This window comes from Paenibacillus sp. Y930 (assembly GCF_056786375.1).
Genome location: NZ_JBXCIX010000001.1, coordinates 891,463 through 910,877, shown reverse-complemented (window position 1 = coordinate 910,877; position 19,415 = coordinate 891,463). Strand labels below are relative to the sequence as shown.

Here is a 19,415-nt window from a genome sequence, read left to right as displayed (position 1 = left end):
CATCAAAGAAAAATACATGAAAGCAGATGTTTTTTTGGACAAAACTGGTCTAAAAATTGTAAGGCTCGTATACATATTACTATAAAAGACAAGTTGTACAAAGTTTTTGATGAAAATAGGGGAGGATTTATACAATGGAAATGAAAAGATGGTTGCGTTCAACAGCACTATTAAGTTTGATGGTGGTTCCGATGTTAGTTACAGGATGTGGATTATTCTCGAAATCTGCTTCTGAGGCGATAGATCCACCACAGACAGAAGTTATTGAAGGTCAAGATGAACAGACAAGCAGTTGGTTCAATACTATTGAGGGTACTACACAATACACAGTTTATTTGCAAGATCAGAATGGTTACCTTGCTCCGATCTCATTACCGATGGCGTTGGCTGAAGCTGAAGTAGTAGGTAGCAAATTGCTAGAAATTATGGTCGATCAAGGGATGTACTCTACAGCATTACCAGCTAATTTTCGGGCACTAGTACCACAAGGGACTGAAGTGTTATCTTATGAGCAGAACGAAGAGACAGGCATCGTAACGGTTAACTTCTCAGAGCCATTTATTGATTATAATGCAGGTGATGAGCGTGCAATAGTTGAGGCGATTACATGGACACTAACCTCTCTAGAAGGTGTTGAAGGTGTATCGATTCAAGTCGATGGCGAGGCTCTAGGTGAAATGCCCGTCGCACAATATCCACTTGCAACGGTAATAGATCGCTCGATCGGAATTAATATTGAGCTAGCTGAAGGTGTGAATTATTCACAAGCATCTCCAGTAACGATCTACTTCTCAGCAGAAACTGTGAATGAAGAACAGTATTTCGTTCCAGTTACTCGTATGATTAATCGTACCGAATCTCAAGCGGTAGCGGCGATTGAACAGCTTATCGTAGGTCCGCAAAACGCGAAAACATTAACTTCAGTCATTCTGCCAGATGTAGCTGTAACTGGAATCGAAGAGTATGATGGCGTTGTTCATATTGATCTTCAAGATGTTGCCTATGAAGCGGGACAATTCGTACCTTCAGAAATGCTGAAAGCAGTGATTCTATCTGTAGCTGAAAATACTGGTGTACAATCCGTTCAAGTACGTATGAATGGTGACATTAATATTTTTGACGAAAATAACAACTCCTATAGTGAGCCGGTATCAATTCCTGTAAATGTGAATGCATTGAAAATGTAATTAGGCTCGCTAAGGATTTTGAGCTGGCGCGCCCGTGTAGGTTCTAGCCTTTCTCATGGTAACGAAAAGCCTTCCAATTCATTTTGGAAGGCTTTTTGTAATTATTCAAGTAAAGTAATTAATAGATACCAATATACTTTTTGTGCTATTTCAATTCAGAAATAGAGTAGAATTCCCGATGACTCGAATCATGTGGCGTATTTGTCGATAGGTAACACATCTCCTGCTAGGTATTTTTGAACTCTCTCAATAACGACTACTGCTTGAGCTCTTGTTGTCACATCATTTAGTGAAAGATTACCTTTACCTGTACCTGACATCAACCCACGTCGAATAACCTCAAACAACTTTTGATCTGAATCCATTGCTTCGAAATATTTATCAACGTTCTTTTGTATTATTCTGGTTGTCATCAAGAAACGTTTAGCAAAGTCTAAATAACGCTTATAGCTAGGGAATATTTCCATTTCATTCGCATTTAAACAGTCGATAGTCTCAACATTATCTTCACGTCCATCATATAGTATTGCACTACAATATGATCTACCTGCCAATTCATTTTCATATAATAGAATGTATAAAACTACTATGTTTACTTGTAAAGTCATAATAACTATTTTTTGCGACATTATATATTTTAACACATATTGGATATTTTTTATGATAATTCACATGACTACATCGCTTTCCCAAAATAAAGTAGGTTAAGATTGTTTGAGGGGGTAGTTTAAAGGAGGGAATTGTAGGGAAATATGAAGAGCTAGATACAATTTACTGGTGCATTTACATAGATGCTTTGTTACAATAAGAAATGTTGTACATATCTGAAGTTCGTTTCTTGAACATGTACATATAGATTACAATAAGATAGAATTTTCTTATCCAATACTTTTCTGCTATGAGATGTATTACGGATGAAAATGAAAAGTTTTGGGAGGCATATTAATATGAGAATTGACAGTCGTCAGCCTAATGAGCTTCGGCCCGTTATTATAACAACAAATGTTAACAAGCATGCTGAAGGTTCAGTACTAATCCAATTTGGTGATACGAAGGTGCTTTGCACAGCTTCTGTTGAGGAGCGCGTACCGCCATTTATGAAAGGTCAAGGTAAAGGCTGGGTAACAGCAGAATATTCCATGCTTCCAAGAGCAACACATACTAGAAATCATCGTGAAGCGAATCGTGGTAAATTAACAGGACGTACGATGGAAATTCAACGTTTAATCGGACGCGCCCTTCGTTCCGTTGTTAATTTACAGGCGTTAGGCGAACGTACGATTACATTAGATTGTGATGTTCTGCAAGCTGATGGCGGTACGAGAACAACTTCAATTACAGGTGCATTTGTTGCCCTTTGCTTAGCAATTGAACATCTAGCAAAACAGCATAATTTTGCTACGTATCCGATTAATGATTTTCTTGCTTCAGTAAGTGTAGGCGTTATTAATGAGATACCGATGCTTGATTTGAACTATGAAGAAGATTCTAAAGCAAAAGTAGATATGAACGTTGTAATGACCGGTAGTGGCAAATTCGTTGAAGTTCAAGGAACAGGCGAAGAGGCTCCATTTACAAGATTAGAGCTTAATGACTTGTTAGAGTTAGCCGAGGCAGGAATTGAAGATCTGATTGAAAAGCAGAAAGAAGCGATCGGTGCTGCTGCTGATAAAATTAGAGGTGAGTAGATGAGCGCCATTACGACAATCGTCATTGCGACGAAAAATGAAGGTAAGGTGAAAGAATTCGCACATGCTTTTGCCAAACTAGGCATTGAAGTGAAAAGCTTATTCGATTACCCGTCTATTCCCGATATCGTCGAAGATGGGGATACGTTTATCGCTAATGCCAAGATTAAAGCAAAAGTGACTGGCGATGCCATTGGAGTTCCGGTGTTAGCTGATGACTCCGGTTTGTCTGTTGATGCATTAGATGGTGCGCCAGGTGTATACTCTGCACGGTTTTCTGGAGAAGGAGCGACGGATTCAAGCAATAATGCGAAGCTGATCCAAGTGCTTCAGCAATTGGATGCGCAGTTAGCGCTTGATCCGCTTACAGATGGCTCGAAATTGTTAAGTCATGCACAGTTTCGTTGTGCATTAGCATTGTATATTCCAGATACTGAGCAATTTATCGTAGCTGAAGGGCTTGTACCTGGTATTATTACAGATCGTCCACATGGTGATGGAGGATTTGGTTATGATCCATATTTCTACGTTCCTCAGCTGGACTGTAGTATGGCACAGCTAAGCAAAGACGAAAAAGGCAAGATTAGTCACAGAGGCGAAGCATTGAAGCAATTAATGCCCCAACTTCGGACAATGTTTGACCTACAATAGCTTATATTATGAAATAAGGATGAATGCATCATTACAGGAATGTTCTGTAAGATGATTCATCCTTATTTTTGTTTACCAGCAACAGCCCTGAATTTTACACGATACTAACTTTGTTTTCCTTCATCCACACATTAATTTGATACAGATAAGCGTAGAGTTGCGGACCCGACATTAATTGTCCAAACCAAGGTATTAAGGAAGAGGATTGATCGGACTTCAATACATTTTCAATAACGTCTTTGTTAATGAGTTGCAATATCGGAGAGCTATCATCATGCAAAATATCATTCATTAATCCGGTAACGGCAGCCAAGTAGGCAGGATTATGCGTCTTAGGATAAGGACTTTTCTTTCTTGTAATAATCTCTTCGGGCAATATTCCTCGTAATGATTGGCGCAAAATTCCCTTCTCACGATCTCCTGATGTTTTGAACTCCCATGGAATATTGAATACATAATCAACTAAGCGATGGTCACAGAAAGGGACTCGTACTTCAAGACCAGCGGCCATACTCATCCGATCTTTACGATCTAACAACGTTGGCATAAATCTAGAAATATTCATATAGGACATTTGCCTTACTGCGCGCAGATGAGCATCTTCACCTTGCAAGTGAGGAACTTCATAAGTAGCTTCTTCAAATCTTTGCGCTGCATACTGCTGCGGCTTAATCCAATCAATTAGTTCAGGCGAAATAATAGTACTGCGGAATTGTGTGGCAAGTGACCAAGGAAATTGCCTTGCATATAACGTTTCATCCTTATGAAACCATGGATAACCTCCGAAAATTTCATCAGCTGCTTCGCCAGAAATTGCAACGGTAGCATCCTTTTTAATTTCACGGCAAAATAGAAGTAGGGAGGAGTCGATATCAGCCATACCTGGTAAATCTCTTGCAATCGTAGCGTCATATAATGCGGAGATGAGATCGGGTGTATCGAACTGCACATAATGATGAACGGTAGACAGATGGGAGGTCATTAATTCGATGTACGGAGTGTCATTATTAGGTTGGAATGAATGTGCCTTGAAGTGTTTATCGTTGTCGACGTAATCAACAGAGTACGTATGAAGAGGACTATCATCTTTATCGCGATAAAATTGTACTGCCATTGCGGTTAACGCGCTTGAATCTAGACCTCCAGATAACAAAGTGCAAATCGGAACATCACTAATCATTTGTCGGTTCATTGTATCTAATAGAAGCTCTTGAACATGATCTACGGTCTGCTCCATAGTATGTTCATGCTCTTTGCTTTCAAGCTTCCAATAAGTTTGTAACCTCGTCCCCGATTTATTAATCGTCATACATTGTCCTGCTTTAAGCTCTGATATTCCTTCATATACACCATGGCCGGGAGTACGGGCTGGTCCTACGATAAATATTTCTGCCAATCCCTCGCGACTAACTTCAGGTTTGACTTCTGGATGAGCTAGTAATGCTTTCAATTCAGAACCGAATATGAAGCGGGTGCCTTGGTCAGCGAAAAAGAGTGGCTTCACACCGAGCCGATCTCTCGCTAGAAATAATTCTTCTTGCTGAACATCCCATACAGCAAATGCAAATATACCATTCAAATGCTCCAAGCAGTCTTTTCCCCAATGCATGTACGCTGTTAACAATACTTCCGTATCGCAAGTTGTTGTAAATCGCCAACCATAGGAAAGTAATTGCTCAGTAAGCTCTTGCGTATTGTATATTTCACCATTATATACGATGATAAATTGATCGTTTTCTCGATATCTCACCATTGGCTGAGCACCATTATTGGGGTCCATTACTGCAAGTCGACGATGTCCGAATGCACAATGTACAGATAACCAAGTTCCAGCGGCGTCTGGACCTCGCGTTGTGAGTGTATCTGTCATGGCTTCAAGTAGTTCACTGCTATGCAGTAAGTTGTTCTGCCAGTCTATCCATCCTGTCATACCACACATAGGCTTCAATCCTCTCTATCTTGACACTAACCTTACATACTATAACGTATATGTGCAAATGAGAATAAAATGTCTGTCCATAAAGATGGAAAAGCCTATAACCGTAGGGTTTGTCGGGCGAAGAAAGGGAAAACGTAGCCAAAACGTAGCCATAAAGAAAAGACAACGAAAAAAAGAGTTAAAAACGTAGCCAAGATGGCAACGTTAATTGATCTTGTTAGTGCAAATGGGATAGCGGAGATACCGTTGTGAGATTAAATGTGAGGGAATTAGCGTGGTTGGGAGTGCGTTTCGCTAGCAACGAAGTGGTCAGGGTTCGAACTCTTTAATCTTAAACACACTATTATCAGAAACGATAGAAATGCCGTTTGTATTATTGTGTAGCACACCAGTCATGTGGAAGTGGTATAAGTTGATGAAACGAAGAAAGTAGTGTCTCATTCGCTGAAGTAAGGCACTGGACAGATGGACAACACATGTTGAGTGCTTAATATTGATGGTTCAGATAAAAGCTGGTAGGATTAATTAATGAGTATACCTTACAGGAGGAATAAAATGGCTTCCCTATACTTATCTGACATAATGAAAAGAAATGATCTAGATCCCAAAAGAGTTAAGTTGATAAGACATTCATTAAGAGACAAAGTTTTTTTGAAATGCTTTCAGAATGGCTTTATGAATGAATATCAAAAAATTCAAAAAGAGAATTTCTTTCAGGGATGCGATTACATCTTAACGTTTATAAGCGAACCAGGAACGAGTGCGAAGTTCATGGGTTGTTATAAAGTTGGATCAGGTAAAGTAGTGAAACCAACTATGATGCCATCGAACTTCCCAGCGGTAGAGATGTTTAACGGACCTTATCAATACTATGATCTGCAGAAAGTCGATATACTGGACGATTTGGATGGCAAACTTATTATTGATTGGGGAAGAGCGGCGATTTCTTGGCAACAATGGGCAACTAATGAAAAAGCAATTGTTGCAATTCAAGCAAGTCCAAGATTGGCTTTTACTGGATTTGAGAATATTGTTATAAATTATGATGAGCTAAAAGAGATTGTTACTGACCCAACATTATATGAAAACTGGCATACTGCATTGTCTTCAATTTATGCGATCTACTTGATTACTGATCAAACTACTGGCAAATTGTATGTAGGTTCAGCTTATGGGACTGGTGGTTTATTAGGCAGGTGGAAAAATTATGTCCGCACACAACATGGTGATAATAAGGGGATAAAGGCAATATTGGATATTTCCCCAGATCAATATAGGAATTTTCAGTTTAGCATACTACAGATTTTACCAAAAAACATTATACCAGAAGAAGTAATCGGAATCGAGAGTCTGTATAAGAAGAAGTTGATGAGTATTAAATGTGGAATGAACGAAAATTGAAAACTCCACACATGTGGAGTGTCTAATACTGATGGTACGAAAATGAAAAAATGAGATGTGACGGTTTCGCTTGAAAAAGAAGAATGACAGGTAGACAACACATGTAGAGTGCTGTGCGTTACTGGTGAGAGAGAACATTTAAAGAGTCGCATTTACCGATAATATTGCAAGACAAAGCCCAAGTGTATGATAAAGCTTGGGTTTTTCTTTATACGTAGAAGCTACCTGAATAATTCATTCAATCGAGTTAATATACAATAAACTACAGTATTACGTTACATTTACCAATGAAATAAGAACATATGTTCTGTTTAAGGGTCTGTAAATTTCGAAACGGTAAGTGTATTTTATCAAGTCACCGAGAAGTATTCCGTTTGGTTACTAATGAATAATTGCAGGACATACATTGTTGTGGCTCATTCATCTGTGGGGAAAATCTATTAATCTAAATGATTGGTAGTTTGGAAGAGAAGTCATTCGGATTATTCTTTAGTTACATAAAAAGAGAGCGGAGTAACAAAATCATCTGACTAATACTGATTCAGGATAAGTGGATGATTGAGAAAAAAATGTATCTTAAAGATAAAATGTTTGAGTAAAGATTTAGTACGAAACATCAATAGCAGAACAACGATTGAATACATTGACACTCTTTAATAGGGGGTCCCCGATTATTTTAATTCTCACCTTTATACCGCCCTCGCTGGCTTACTCAGTCAGTTCTTACATAGGAGACGGGTCTATGGTTATATAAGGGGCTGTTCAGTTATCATTCTCGCAATAAGAGATGCACGAGTTTTATCTGCAAGATTCAATTTTATCAACTCAGCATACTCTATCTACTAAAATTGTTATTACCTTCTAAATGGATGACCTATGCATTATAATTGGATTGATGTGGCTTGGGAATTATTTCTTATATGCGAGTGACACTACTACTTAAAATATAGTATTTTAACCGAACAGATGAGTAAAAAAATATGCTATCTCCCACCACAACAATACATTAAAGGGAAGTAATTAGTTTGATAAGGAAACTAAGTAGGTCAATTCTAGCATTAACACTAACGTTAGCATTATCGCTTGGGGTATTTGCACCAATCACGAAGGTTGAGGCATCGAAGCAGATCAACGGTTACACGTACACAGACGATCAGGTCAAGGTAATTGACGACATCAACGCAGTTCGCAAGGAGATGGGTCTTTCACAGGTAACAATGGACATTGACTTAACAAACGCAGCGATGGGACATTCCAAATACCTATTTGCAAACAACGAAATCGGTCATACCCAAACAAAGACACTATTCAAAACACAAGCCGATATGATGGCTCGAATCAAAGCCCAAGCAGGGGATGACTTCTTTGAATGTAAGGAGTGGGGAGGTTTATCTGAAATTGTAGATTATCGTTCACCAAGATTTGCGGTAGCTGATTTAATTCAAGTACCTTTCCATAGAGAGGCTATGCTTCATCCCGATACGTTAGTAATTGGAGTCGGAACACATGGTTACCATAATACAGTTATCAATTTAGCTAGTACCTATATTGGCGACTACTTAGAGAAACCAATTCTATACCCTTATGATGGTCAGAAAGATGTACTACTGAGTATGAAACTCTCTGAAGATCCCGATCCGTTTAAAGGCATACCATTAAAACAGGATAGCTCAGGTTTCGTCTTATCCGCAACAGTGGGTGAGTGGGTAAATAAGTCCAAACTAAAAATCTCCTTAAAAGACTCAAGTGGGAAAGAACTTAAGGTTACAGTTAGAACTGCGGATGTTTCAGATGATGTAGGTGGGTTTTTTGCAATCATTCCACACGAGAAATTCAAACCATCATCAAAGTACACACTAACGGTCAACGGTTCAACAAGCACGTTTACAACTATCTCACAGAACGGTCACGATACATCAACAACTGGTCGTGAGACTGAGTACATTCCTTACTCAAAACTAGACGAAAACAAACCTAAGCCACCAGTTGAGGAGCCATCAAAGAAACCAGTATACGATAATCTCCCTAAGAAGTTTGAGAATCGTGGTAACACAGCTAACAACGCAGGAATCAACTTAGACGGTAAGTACCTAACGCTAAAGCCATCGGCAAAAGTAATCAACGGTGTAACATACATTCCTTTACGTGGGGTACTTGAATCGATGGGTGCAAATGTGAAGTGGACTCAATCAAATAAAAATATCGTCATCACAAAGGGCAAGAAGTTAATCTCCATGTATGTAGACTTACCATATGTAGATGTTCTAAATGATGGGGTAGTTGAGAAGTCTATAATCTTGTCGAAAGCACCATTCACAGAAAAGGGTGTAACGTTCGTTCCACTACGCTTCATTTCAGAATCACTAGGAGCAAAAGTGGTATGGGATCAAACGACCTACACAGTTGGCATCGACACTGGTGGAGTCTAGTCTATCCGAATATCACTTTAGTATGAGCCTATACTCCTTAACTGGGGTACAGGCTCTTTGACATTCTATAACTCTCTTACATGGTCTTCTATGCTCTGCTAAAAAGTAACGATGAACAGCGAGGGTTACTTGTAGAAGTAAACAACAAAACATTTGCCGAACATTTAGAGTATTGGTTGAATACTTATGTTACAAAAAAATGTCAATAAACCACGGTAAGTAGCTATAAAATGATTATGAGGAAGCACATCATCCCTCGTATAGGGCATATTCTATTACAAGAGTTAAAAGCAGAGCATATACAAAATTACTATACCTATCTAGCTGACGAAAAAGAATTATCACAGAATACATGTGTTCGTCATCATGCAATCATTCGGAAGTCTTTAGATATGGTATTGAAACAACAGCATGTAGCTCGAAATGTTGCTGACAGCGTAGAAAAGCCTATTGAAGTAAATAATGGTATAGGAAAAAGCTTTACGGTTGATGAGATGAAGGAATTGATGAAACGTGCAAAAGGAACAAAACTAGAACTTATTCTAAATTTAGGGGTATATTTAGGACTGCGCCGTGGTGAGATCGCTGGCTTGCGGTGGGAGAACATAGATTTCGAGAAAAGAATAGTATATATCAAAGTCATTCGAACGGCATCGGGTGATAACAATAATATTGTTAAAGAGCCGAAGACAGAGAAAAGTATAAGGAAATTATATCTTGTTGACGAAGTGTTAGAAGTGTTGAAAGCACAAAAACAATGGCAAGACAATCAAAAGAAAGTATTGGGCAAGCTATATGAAAATAAAGAGGGATATGTATTTGTCAAAGATGATGGTGGATTCTACAGAGTGAATTATACATCTGAGATGTTTGCTGAATTTTTGAAAGTCAACGGATTTCCGTCCATGAGATTACACGATTTACGCCATACGTTCTGCTCTTTTGCATATGAGAAAACAAAAAAAAATTATACGGTTTCAAGAATGATGGGACACTCGGATATACTGACCACGACTAAGATTTACACACATATTTTAGATACTACATTTGAACAAGATCTTAGCTCGATGAGCGGAATGTTGGGTTAGTAGGAGCAACGGTGAAACTTTCTATTAGAGAGATTCACCGTTTTTTTACGATTTAAACGTATTTCAGGAGACAGTACTAGATAACAGATAACCTACAAAGAACCAATGTCTATCCGTTCTCGTAGCCAACTGGTAGCCAAGACGAGAAAACACACAATAATATGGGTACAAGGTACTCTTTTCATAATTTATTGTTTATAGCAAAAACTCACAAAAAAGAAAGATGTATGATAGAATTATAGGTGATATTTACTATTTTTTTGGGAGGTAAGTAATGGATACTTTATTTGCATTGCTTTTACTTGTTTCATTTATACTATTAGTTTTAGGATTAATCTATCCAAAGGCAGCAATTTATTGGGGAGTCAAGGAGAAAAGAACTAGGAAGAGAGTGCTGCTTTATTATGGTTTGGGTTGTATCGCATTATTTATTTTAGTAGGTGCTACAGCACCAGAACCAACTCCAGAGGAAAAAGCGGTTATAGCACAAGAAAGCTTAGAAGCAGAAGAAAAGAAAGCTGAGGAGAAACATGTAGCAGAAGAAAAGAAAGCTGAGGAGAAACATGTAGCAGAAGAAAAGAAAGCTGAGGAGAAACGTGTAGCAGAAGAAAAGAAAGCTGAGGAGAAACGTGTAGCAGCAGAGAAATCCGAAGAAGAAGCTAAAATTAAAGCCGAACAAGAGCAACTTCGTTTAGAAGAGGAACAAGGGAAATTAAAGCTTGAATTAGAAAACTTAAGAGAAAGCGCCGTTTCGATTGATTATAAAGCACTGGCTCGTAATCCTGATGATTATACTGGGAGACAAGTTGTTTTTGTTGGCGAAGTCATACAAGTTCTAGAAAATGGAAACCGAGTAGAACTTCGTGTAAATACTAAGGAAGATGAATATTTTGGATATCTCGAGGATACTATCTATGTTTTCTATGAACGAGGTGAAAAAGAAGGCAGGATATTAGAAGAAGATCTAATTGTCCTATATGGGGAATTTTCTGGTTTACTTACATATAATACAGTACTTGGAAGTGAACTTACTATCCCAAGTATTGATGCAAAAATAATTGAATTATTTGAGTAATAATGAAGAAGATCTGTGCTCGATGAGCAGAATACTGGATTAGTAGGAGAAAAGGTGAATCTTTCTATTAGAAGGATTCACCTTTTTTACGATTTAAATGTATTTCAGAAGATGGGACTAGATAACACATAACCTACAAAGAAGCGATGTCTGTCCGTTCTCGTTGCCAACTAGTAGCCAAGAAGAGATAACACGCAATAATATGAAGTGGTACAAGAGGATATAAGATAAACGATAGAAGCCCGTAACAGCGGGACGAAAAGGGACATAATAACAAACGAAGGTACGAGAAGGGATATGTTTGGCAGGCATAAAATGTCTGTCCATGAAGTTGGAAAAGCCTATAACCGTGGGAATTATGGGGCGGAGAAGGGGGGGACGTAGCCAATATAGCAACGTTTATTAATCGTGTTAGTACAAATTTCATATTATATATCACCTTTAGTTAAGTATTGTAAGTATGCTTAATTTATGGTATCAAATAAATAACGAGATTGTTAAACTATCAACATATCGTAAGCACAGTAGCTGTAAGATCTTGGGGACGACATCTGAACTTATTATTAGGTAGAACAGGAGAATTCCAATGAAGATGAAAATTGTTAGTATCATTTTTGGTTTAGTAGGTTTGTTTTTCGCAGTTGCTAGCGCTGCTGCCGCTCAAAGCGTTGTCATTACATTCGATGGTCGCATATTAGAACTAAAGCAAGCTCCGTATATTGACAATGGAAGTGTCATGGTCCCATTACGTGGAGTTTTTGAGCAAGTGGGGATTAAGGTACAATGGGGTGGTAAAGATCAAACCGTTACAGCAACTTCAACCAATCAAAAGATTGTGCTGAAGATTGGTAGTAAAACAGGGTATGTAAACGGCAAAGAGTTCTCCCTTAATAGCCCTCCGATTATTAAGAACAATTCAACTTACGTTCCGCTTCGTTTTTTAATTACGCATTCAGGATTTCTTGTTAATTGGGATCAGAAGTCGAAGACAGTAAGTCTAAGTACTCCCAAGTCTTCTAACACAACGATTAATGAAGCTGATCAATTAGCAGAGCTGCCTACACAAGCTGATACGAAAAATCAGCCCGAAGTAAAGGGTAGAGTTATGGATTCTACAGGTAAACCAGTTAGCGGTGCAACGGTTCGTTTTATATATTTAAATGGTGTTACTAAAGACTATACTTCGACAACTTTACAGGATGGAACATTTGCAAATTCGAAGTTGCATTCTGGCACAGAATATATGGTCAGGGCTAATCCTCCGAAGGGGCATCCAGACAATGATTCAGAAGATTATAGTTTCCGTTATGAGGGTAAGGAATTACAGCTTCCTTCCCTATCCTTAAAAGCAGTGCAAATGACGGGTAAAGTCATCCTGAATCCGAATGATGTTATTGATAGTATGGTATATATTGCACTGCTTGAAATACAATCCGATGGTAGTCATCTCAAGATCTCTAGTGAGTTTGTTGATGAAGATTACAAATTTAAATTAAGTGGGTTAACTGTGGGGAAAGAGTATGTTATTAGTACACAACTTTACAATAAAAGTACTTATAAATATACAGTTCTCGACGTTATCTCTAGTAATAATCGCTTTGTATATGATGAGGGAGGTCTTTCGAAGCTTGAACTTAGATTGTCCAAGCCAGCGGAAAACCCGTATATCCGGTTACTCGCGCCTGAAGGAATAAGTGTGAAGGATGGGGAGATTAGGGTACATGCTACAGATGACTCTGGAAAGTTCTATTCAACTCAAGCTACAGAGAATGGAAAGTATACTATTTTTGATCTGAAGCCAGGTATATCTGTTACCATTAGTGTTCAAACCAACGGTGGGAATAAATATAAAGCTCCTGCTCCAATTACAGTCACCTACCAATCGGGTAAATTAAATTTAGGTGAAATCCAGCTTCTGGGTCAGGCGCCACCACAAATTTCAGGAATGGTTCTAGACGATCAGGGCAAAGCAATTGATCGTTTTACTATCGATATTTATGACTTAACTACGAATGAACTATTTGGATGGAATTGGAGTGACTCTAATGGGAAATTTACACTGAACAATCTTCAGCCGGGACATCGGTATGAGGTAACGGTTAATAATGATACGAGCATTCATTTGCCGATTACATATAATGATTATGTAAGGCCACCTAAATATGAATTTGTATATGATCCAACGATGACTACGATCCCGACATTCATTACACCAAAAGTTCAGATGATAGGGCAGGTCATTGAACCTAATGGCACCTTGTTGAATGCATATAGTCGACTGTATGATGCAAATGGGACATTGATTTCGGAATTCACTCAAAGATTGGATCGTCAATTTGCAGTTGGAGGGATGATAGCAAGGCAAAGCTATCGTTTAGAATTGGTCATCTCTCGAATAAATAATTCAGCGACTAGTGTGGATAATTCACCCAAATTACCTAAACTATATTCGCATACGTTTGTCTATCAACCATCGATGACACGTTTTGATAATATCGTGTTTGATATTGATGCAACGTCGTCCGGAATGTTAATGGCTGTAAGAGGTAAAGTCGTTGACAACAATGGTGATCCGATAGCAGGAGTACGGGTAGAGACGGAACAGATAGTGAATGATCAGATGAGATACATGATGGTAAAGACAAATAGTAGCGGAGACTATGTATTTTATTTCGCTCAACCAACTCAAGGAGAGATCTATGTGGACGGAAATGATGGCATTTCGTCTAAGGTATTATTCTCCGTTGTTGATCGTGATACAACTGTTCCAAATTTAATATATAGTAGATAAGCTGAATAAAACAGGTTTGTCTAGGAAGTGTCCCGCATACCGTGTATGTTGAGTGTTGCTCACTATTGATTAGAACAAACTGTACAAAGCTCCTATCTGGTCCATTAGGCCAAAGAGATAGGAGCTTTTGTTTACCCTAATGCTTAGTAGGAATAAAACGTCCATCGATAAGAGAAGCTAACGATAAGCTTTTATTATATACAGCGTTGGAGGAAAATGATGGATAATAATGGGATTGATCATACAGAGGATAACCGTAAAATTTATTACGTAAATGTGCAATCAAGACAGCTTTATGAGCAGCCAGACATTGCTCCTTATCATCTGGTCATTATAGCTAATGCTAGCGAGCGGGATGGGGTCATTGAACAGTTTCATAAGGTGGAAAATAGTGATGAGGGCACACTAGAGACGATGTTTCAATTGCATAACAACAGTCCTGACATGAGTATGGTCAACGATATGCATGATGATCGACTGCAGCAGCTTTACCAAGAATTATACAAGCTCGGTACTGACGAAACAAGGCGGCATATTGAACAAATGAGAATACTTTAGACAATAAATTTGTTGTGAACGTACATAGACGAGCATATCTAGTTAGAGAATATGACACAATGTGAGAAATGAATGTTAAGTATTTCAGCTATTCCTTTGTAATGCGGTTGACATTTTTCTATACTTTGTGAGAGATTAAGAAGAGTATTTACACAACATAATGGAGGATTTCATCTTGCAAAAATTAGTTTTCTTCGTAGGAGTAGCAGGTACAGGAAAAACAACGGTAGCAAAAATCTTAAGTAAGCATCTACCAGCAGCGTTTCTAGATCGCGATACAGTAGGTGGTCGATTTGTCGAAGCGTTTCTTAAACTGAAAGGTTTGGATGTCAATGATCGTGATTCTCAGTTCTATAAAGAGAATCTTCGTGATCTTGAATATGATACAACCAAAGATATTTGTATCGAAAATTTGGCAGCAGGACAAAACGTTTTCATGATCTCGCCATTTACAGCGGAGCTTCGTAATCAACAATGGATTGAAGATGTTATTGGAGCAGCAGGGCTGACGAAAGAGCAAGTGGATGTGAAGGTTATTGTGGTAACACTGCAAGATATCGAGCTTCAACACAATCGTATTGTTGACCGTCAAACGGAACGTGATCGTTGGAAGCTGGATAACTGGGGTGACTTCGAAAAACGCGTTAACTTTGTTCCGGAAATTAACTGGAAACTGCCAGATCATTCGATATTAGTGTTTGACAACAGTGGAGAATTGACGAAAGAGAAAGAACGGCAATTGATTGATTTTGTAATGAATTATGTTACCAAGTAGTAATGACTTTAAAGATGGAAATTTGTTTACTATTAAATACGATAATCATTGAATCTACAAACAACAGGGCAGCATCGTTTATGCAAACGATCGCTGCTTTTTTGTTTTGTAACTTAATTGTTTTGGCTATGCTAGCTAATTTATGATGAGGCGATAAGCACTTATCAATTTTTTATGCTTTTGTAGATGCTATAACGCATATATTAGCTAAGCTGTTTCAGCTTGCGATAATCTTTTGGTACAATGCCTTTGGATTGTTTGAAAATTCGTGAGAAGGTAGTGTAGGAGCCATAGCCTACTTCAAGCGCAATCTCAGATACACTTAAGTCTGTTGAGATTAGTAGACTACAGGCATGACGTAATCTTAAGTCATGCAGGAAATGAACAAAGGTTTGGCCTGTTGTATGCTTAATTACTTCACTAATTCGCGACATGCTAAGTGCAAAAGTACTAGCTAGTTCTGCCAGTGTCAAATTGTCCTGATAGTGCCGATGGATATAGTGAATGATTGGCCAGACTGCTGCTCTTGTCTTGTTACCGTAATTGGTAATGATCGGTTGATTAGCATGCTTGCGTCGATAGCGATCAAAATATATTAAAATCTCCTTCAATCTCATTTGCAGCATCAATTCACGCCAAGGTTCCTCACTATGGTATTCGCGATACATGTCCTCGATAAGCTGCTGCATATGTGCAAGGTCGTCACCCTCTAATTGAATAAAAGGTGGGAGTATACTGTGATCTAGTACATCGAGCAATGTTTGCTCTTGTCTAGTCTCCATAAGTAAATCCATACTGAAGGAGCAATTGTATAGTTGCAGCTTGCTTCCTTTATCTGTAATGATTTCATGTACTTGATAAGGGAGTAAGAAAGTAAACGTACCTGAAGCCATACGATGTGTAGTATCGTTGATGGATTCTAAGCCGCTCCCTGCAAATACATAAGAAAATTCCAAAAAGTCATGGCGATGTGGTCGAAAACCATGTTCCAGCTTATTTATACTAATATGTAGTGGAGAAGCAGTATTCATATTGGGATACGTTTTCAGGTAGTCGGGAAAGTAAGTCATGATTCAATCCTCCGAAGATATGAGACTTATTTCGAAAAAACAGCAATCTTTCTATTGAAGTATATTCTAAGATGATAGAAGGAATCAATGCATATATTATAATAATAAAGCGCTTACCACATGAAACCTTACGTTATGCTTCCGATGTACTTTTCATTTCCAGGAAAGTAAATCAAGTAGCTAATGAAAAATTTGAGGAGGTATTATCTTGTCTGAACAAAATAAAATTAGAATAGGTATTATTGGTGGAGGAAATATTGGTGGTGTTCATGCCAAAGAATTTACAGAGCTGGTTAATGAATGTGAAGTTATAGCGATTACCGATGTCTATCTAGCGGCTGCTAATGATAAGGCTAAGCAATATGGCATACCACATGTAGCTGAAAGTGCCGAAGCTTTAATCCAACGTGATGATATTGATGCTGTAGTTATTGGTGTGCCGAATCAATATCATACGGATTTGGTGCTACTTGCGCTTGAAGCGGGTAAGCATGTTCTTATCGAAAAACCAATGGCTATTAATGCTGAATCCGCTCGACAAATTGTAAAAGCAAGTCAGAAGTCCGACCGTATTGTTATGGTTAGTCATCAAATGCGCTGGGAATCGATACCTATGCAAATTAAACAGCAAATAGATCGCGGTGAGCTAGGAAGAATTTATACAGCAAAAACTGGCTGGTTCCGTCGAAAAGGTATTCCAGGTTGGGGGACTTGGTTCACACAAATGAATCAGTCAGGGGGCGGACCGCTTATCGATATTGGTGTTCATATGCTTGATTTGGCACTATATCTAATGGGTAATCCGAAGCCGGTTTCAGTATATGGCGCAACCTATGCGGAGTTTGGTCCAGTGCGTAAGGGGATTGGAACATGGGGTACCCCCAATTGGAATGGAACCTATGATGTAGAGGATTTGGCAACAGCGTTGATTAAGATGGAAGATGGCAGCACGCTATCACTTGAAGTGAGCTGGGCGGTGCATATGGACACGGATAATAGTCCATTTATCCATCTGATGGGCTCTGAGGGTGGAGCTAGCTATCAAGGTGCTAAAGGCAAGTTTTTAACTGAGAAATTCGATACTCCAATCGAGACAGATCTGATTAAGCCTGACAATGATGAAGGCGAACGTGCTCGTATGAGCCGCCACTTCTTAGCCTGTATTCGTGAAGGTAAGCAACCAATTACATCAGTATGGAGTGGATTTACGAATAATCTTGTACTAGATGCGATCTATGAATCATCGCGAACAGGCAATGAAGTGAAATTGAATTGGGAACTTGACTAAATTTACAAAGGGAGATTTCAAATTATGCTTAGAGGCTTATCAAGTGCAGGACTAGGAGCGTTGGAAAGTACTGAGCAGTTGATCCAATTAGCAGGAACATATGGCTTTGATGTTGTAGATATCGAGGCGGAGTCATTGATTCAGCAATATGGAGTAGACAAGTCAAGGGAGCTATTGACTCAGAATGGTGTTGGCATCGGTTCAATTGGTTTGCCTGTAGAGTGGAGATCAACAGAGGAGCTGTTTGTACAGGGGATACTTAAGCTAGCAAAAGCAGCAGAAGCAGCGTCTACACTAGGCTGCTATAGCTGTTGCACCTATATTCTTCCTTCGACGGACATAAAGGCTGCGGCATTTATGACGACTGCTATCCGCCGTTTACGTACATGTGCACAAATACTTGGCGCATATGGTATTAGACTAGGGCTGGAATTCGTCGGTCCACACCATCTACGTACAAACTGGGCTAATCCTTTCATTTGGACAATGGAGGAGACACTGGCTTTAATCGAAGCGATAGATGAAAAAAATGTCGGCCTCTTGTTTGATTCTTATCACTGGTACACCAATGAAATGACGGTGGCGGATATTAAGTCGCTAAGGTCTGAACAGATTGTGCATGTTCACATTAATGATGCGGACAATGTACCGGTATCGGAGGCACTTGATAACGGGCGACTATATCCGGGTGAAGGCGTTATTGATTTGGTAGGCTTTCTGAAGGGGCTTCAAGCTATTGGCTATCAAGGGGCGATTTCTCAGGAAGTATTGACGGCAGAAGCTCCAACGGAGTCTGTAGAAGCACTTGTACTTCGCTCTAAGCGGGGCTTTGACAAAGTTTTCGCTGAAGCAGGAATATAACAGATATAGGAAAGATTCGCATAATCGAAATTAATCGTATTTTCATACAGTAGTAGAAAAAAACGCCTAAACCCTTGTATTTACTAAGGTTTAGACGTTTCTTCTATATATACAATCTCTCATCATTAGTTCTAGTGTAAAGTCGCATTTTTGGTATATAGTTACTAAATTCCAAACTGGTCGACACTAATGCGAGTTCTAATTTATCGTCAAATACATAAGTATTCTCCGGAAAAGATTCATAATGATTCATAAATTTTGTGAAAGGCAATTGAAACAAATAGTAACTTCCAAGTCCATACATACCTACGTAAGGATCTTCATAATCCCACCCTACATAAACATTACCCGTGAAGGGAGGGGAATGTAATAAGTCATCTTTTGTGACAATATCCCACTCATAGGGCATTGCTGACCAGACTGGCCAATTTTTGTTTGCTAAGTATCTTTCATATCTATGAGACTTAACATTGCAAAATGCTTGAAAGAAAATTTCCTTTAGAGTTGTTGAGTTAGATTTACGCAATCTAACAAATCTATTATAAAAATCTCTCTCACTGAATGTTGGAAGGTTCATATTTAATTCTCCTTAAATATTTTTAATCTAATCCCTA

At 38.7% G+C, this 19,415-nt stretch carries 16 protein-coding genes and 1 pseudogene; 13 read left to right on the top strand and 4 right to left on the bottom strand.

Annotated elements, in window-relative coordinates; genetic code table 11:
* Positions 1 to 134: 134 nt before the first annotated feature.
* A complete protein-coding gene (locus tag AC1TO5_RS04335; protein ID WP_482061543.1) occupies positions 135 to 1,187 on the top strand; it encodes a GerMN domain-containing protein in 1,053 nt (350 codons plus the stop codon).
* A gap of 188 nt (positions 1,188 to 1,375) precedes the next feature.
* Here AC1TO5_RS04335 and AC1TO5_RS04330 read toward each other — a convergent pair whose 3' ends face one another.
* A complete protein-coding gene (locus tag AC1TO5_RS04330) occupies positions 1,376 to 1,816 on the bottom strand; it encodes an S-layer homology domain-containing protein (protein ID WP_482061542.1) in 441 nt (146 codons plus the stop codon).
* 318 nt (positions 1,817 to 2,134) lie between these two features.
* On the opposite strand from AC1TO5_RS04330, the gene rph reads away from it, so the two are divergent.
* Entirely contained in the window at positions 2,135 to 2,875 is a 741-nt protein-coding gene (rph, locus tag AC1TO5_RS04325) for a ribonuclease PH (protein ID WP_482061541.1), read from the top strand.
* The gene (locus AC1TO5_RS04320; protein WP_482061540.1) at positions 2,876 to 3,526 is read left to right on the top strand and encodes an XTP/dITP diphosphatase; all 651 of its coding nucleotides are present in this window, start codon (positions 2,876 to 2,878) and stop codon (positions 3,524 to 3,526) included. It abuts the gene before it with no gap.
* A 94-nt stretch (positions 3,527 to 3,620) separates the two neighbouring features.
* On the opposite strand, the gene asnB is transcribed toward AC1TO5_RS04320, so the two are convergent.
* Complete coding sequence (gene asnB, locus AC1TO5_RS04315; RefSeq protein ID WP_482061539.1) at positions 3,621 to 5,465, bottom strand: asparagine synthase (glutamine-hydrolyzing); 1,845 nt, start codon at positions 5,463 to 5,465, stop codon at positions 3,621 to 3,623.
* 528 nt (positions 5,466 to 5,993) lie between these two features.
* Here asnB and AC1TO5_RS04310 point away from each other — a divergent pair.
* From AC1TO5_RS04310 to AC1TO5_RS04275, 8 genes and pseudogenes are all read left to right on the top strand, one after another.
* The gene (locus AC1TO5_RS04310) at positions 5,994 to 6,866 is read left to right on the top strand and encodes a GIY-YIG nuclease family protein (protein WP_482061538.1); all 873 of its coding nucleotides are present in this window, start codon (positions 5,994 to 5,996) and stop codon (positions 6,864 to 6,866) included.
* 1,025 nt (positions 6,867 to 7,891) lie between these two features.
* The gene (locus AC1TO5_RS04305; protein WP_482061537.1) at positions 7,892 to 9,295 is read left to right on the top strand and encodes a stalk domain-containing protein; all 1,404 of its coding nucleotides are present in this window, start codon (positions 7,892 to 7,894) and stop codon (positions 9,293 to 9,295) included.
* Between the two features lie 221 nt (positions 9,296 to 9,516).
* A pseudogene (locus AC1TO5_RS04300) lies at positions 9,517 to 9,606 on the top strand (tyrosine-type recombinase/integrase); the annotation flags it as partial.
* 81 nt (positions 9,607 to 9,687) lie between these two features.
* Positions 9,688 to 10,383 (top strand): site-specific integrase, encoded by a 696-nt coding sequence (locus AC1TO5_RS04295; protein WP_482061536.1) that lies wholly within the window; start codon positions 9,688 to 9,690, stop codon positions 10,381 to 10,383.
* Positions 10,384 to 10,657: 274 nt separating this feature from the next.
* Positions 10,658 to 11,458 (top strand): hypothetical protein, encoded by an 801-nt coding sequence (locus AC1TO5_RS04290; protein ID WP_482061535.1) that lies wholly within the window; start codon positions 10,658 to 10,660, stop codon positions 11,456 to 11,458.
* 586 nt (positions 11,459 to 12,044) lie between these two features.
* Positions 12,045 to 14,249, top strand: a complete 2,205-nt coding sequence (locus tag AC1TO5_RS04285) for a stalk domain-containing protein (RefSeq protein WP_482061534.1) — start codon at positions 12,045 to 12,047, stop codon at positions 14,247 to 14,249.
* Between the two features lie 216 nt (positions 14,250 to 14,465).
* Positions 14,466 to 14,807 (top strand): hypothetical protein, encoded by a 342-nt coding sequence (locus AC1TO5_RS04280; RefSeq protein ID WP_482061533.1) that lies wholly within the window; start codon positions 14,466 to 14,468, stop codon positions 14,805 to 14,807.
* 175 nt (positions 14,808 to 14,982) lie between these two features.
* Complete coding sequence (locus AC1TO5_RS04275; RefSeq protein ID WP_482061532.1) at positions 14,983 to 15,582, top strand: P-loop nucleotide/nucleoside kinase family protein; 600 nt, start codon at positions 14,983 to 14,985, stop codon at positions 15,580 to 15,582.
* Between the two features lie 203 nt (positions 15,583 to 15,785).
* Here AC1TO5_RS04275 and AC1TO5_RS04270 read toward each other — a convergent pair whose 3' ends face one another.
* Positions 15,786 to 16,652: an AraC family transcriptional regulator gene (locus AC1TO5_RS04270; protein WP_482061531.1), complete on the bottom strand. Its 867-nt coding sequence runs from the start codon at positions 16,650 to 16,652 to the stop codon at positions 15,786 to 15,788.
* 208 nt (positions 16,653 to 16,860) lie between these two features.
* Between AC1TO5_RS04270 and AC1TO5_RS04265 the strand changes: the two genes are divergently transcribed.
* Complete coding sequence (locus AC1TO5_RS04265; RefSeq protein WP_482061530.1) at positions 16,861 to 17,940, top strand: Gfo/Idh/MocA family protein; 1,080 nt, start codon at positions 16,861 to 16,863, stop codon at positions 17,938 to 17,940.
* Between the two features lie 24 nt (positions 17,941 to 17,964).
* Complete coding sequence (locus AC1TO5_RS04260; RefSeq protein ID WP_482061529.1) at positions 17,965 to 18,801, top strand: sugar phosphate isomerase/epimerase family protein; 837 nt, start codon at positions 17,965 to 17,967, stop codon at positions 18,799 to 18,801.
* 103 nt (positions 18,802 to 18,904) lie between these two features.
* Here the strand turns inward: AC1TO5_RS04260 and AC1TO5_RS04255 are convergent, their stop codons facing one another.
* The gene (locus AC1TO5_RS04255; protein ID WP_482061528.1) at positions 18,905 to 19,378 is read right to left on the bottom strand and encodes a hypothetical protein; all 474 of its coding nucleotides are present in this window, start codon (positions 19,376 to 19,378) and stop codon (positions 18,905 to 18,907) included.
* Between the last annotated feature and the right edge of the window lie 37 nt (positions 19,379 to 19,415).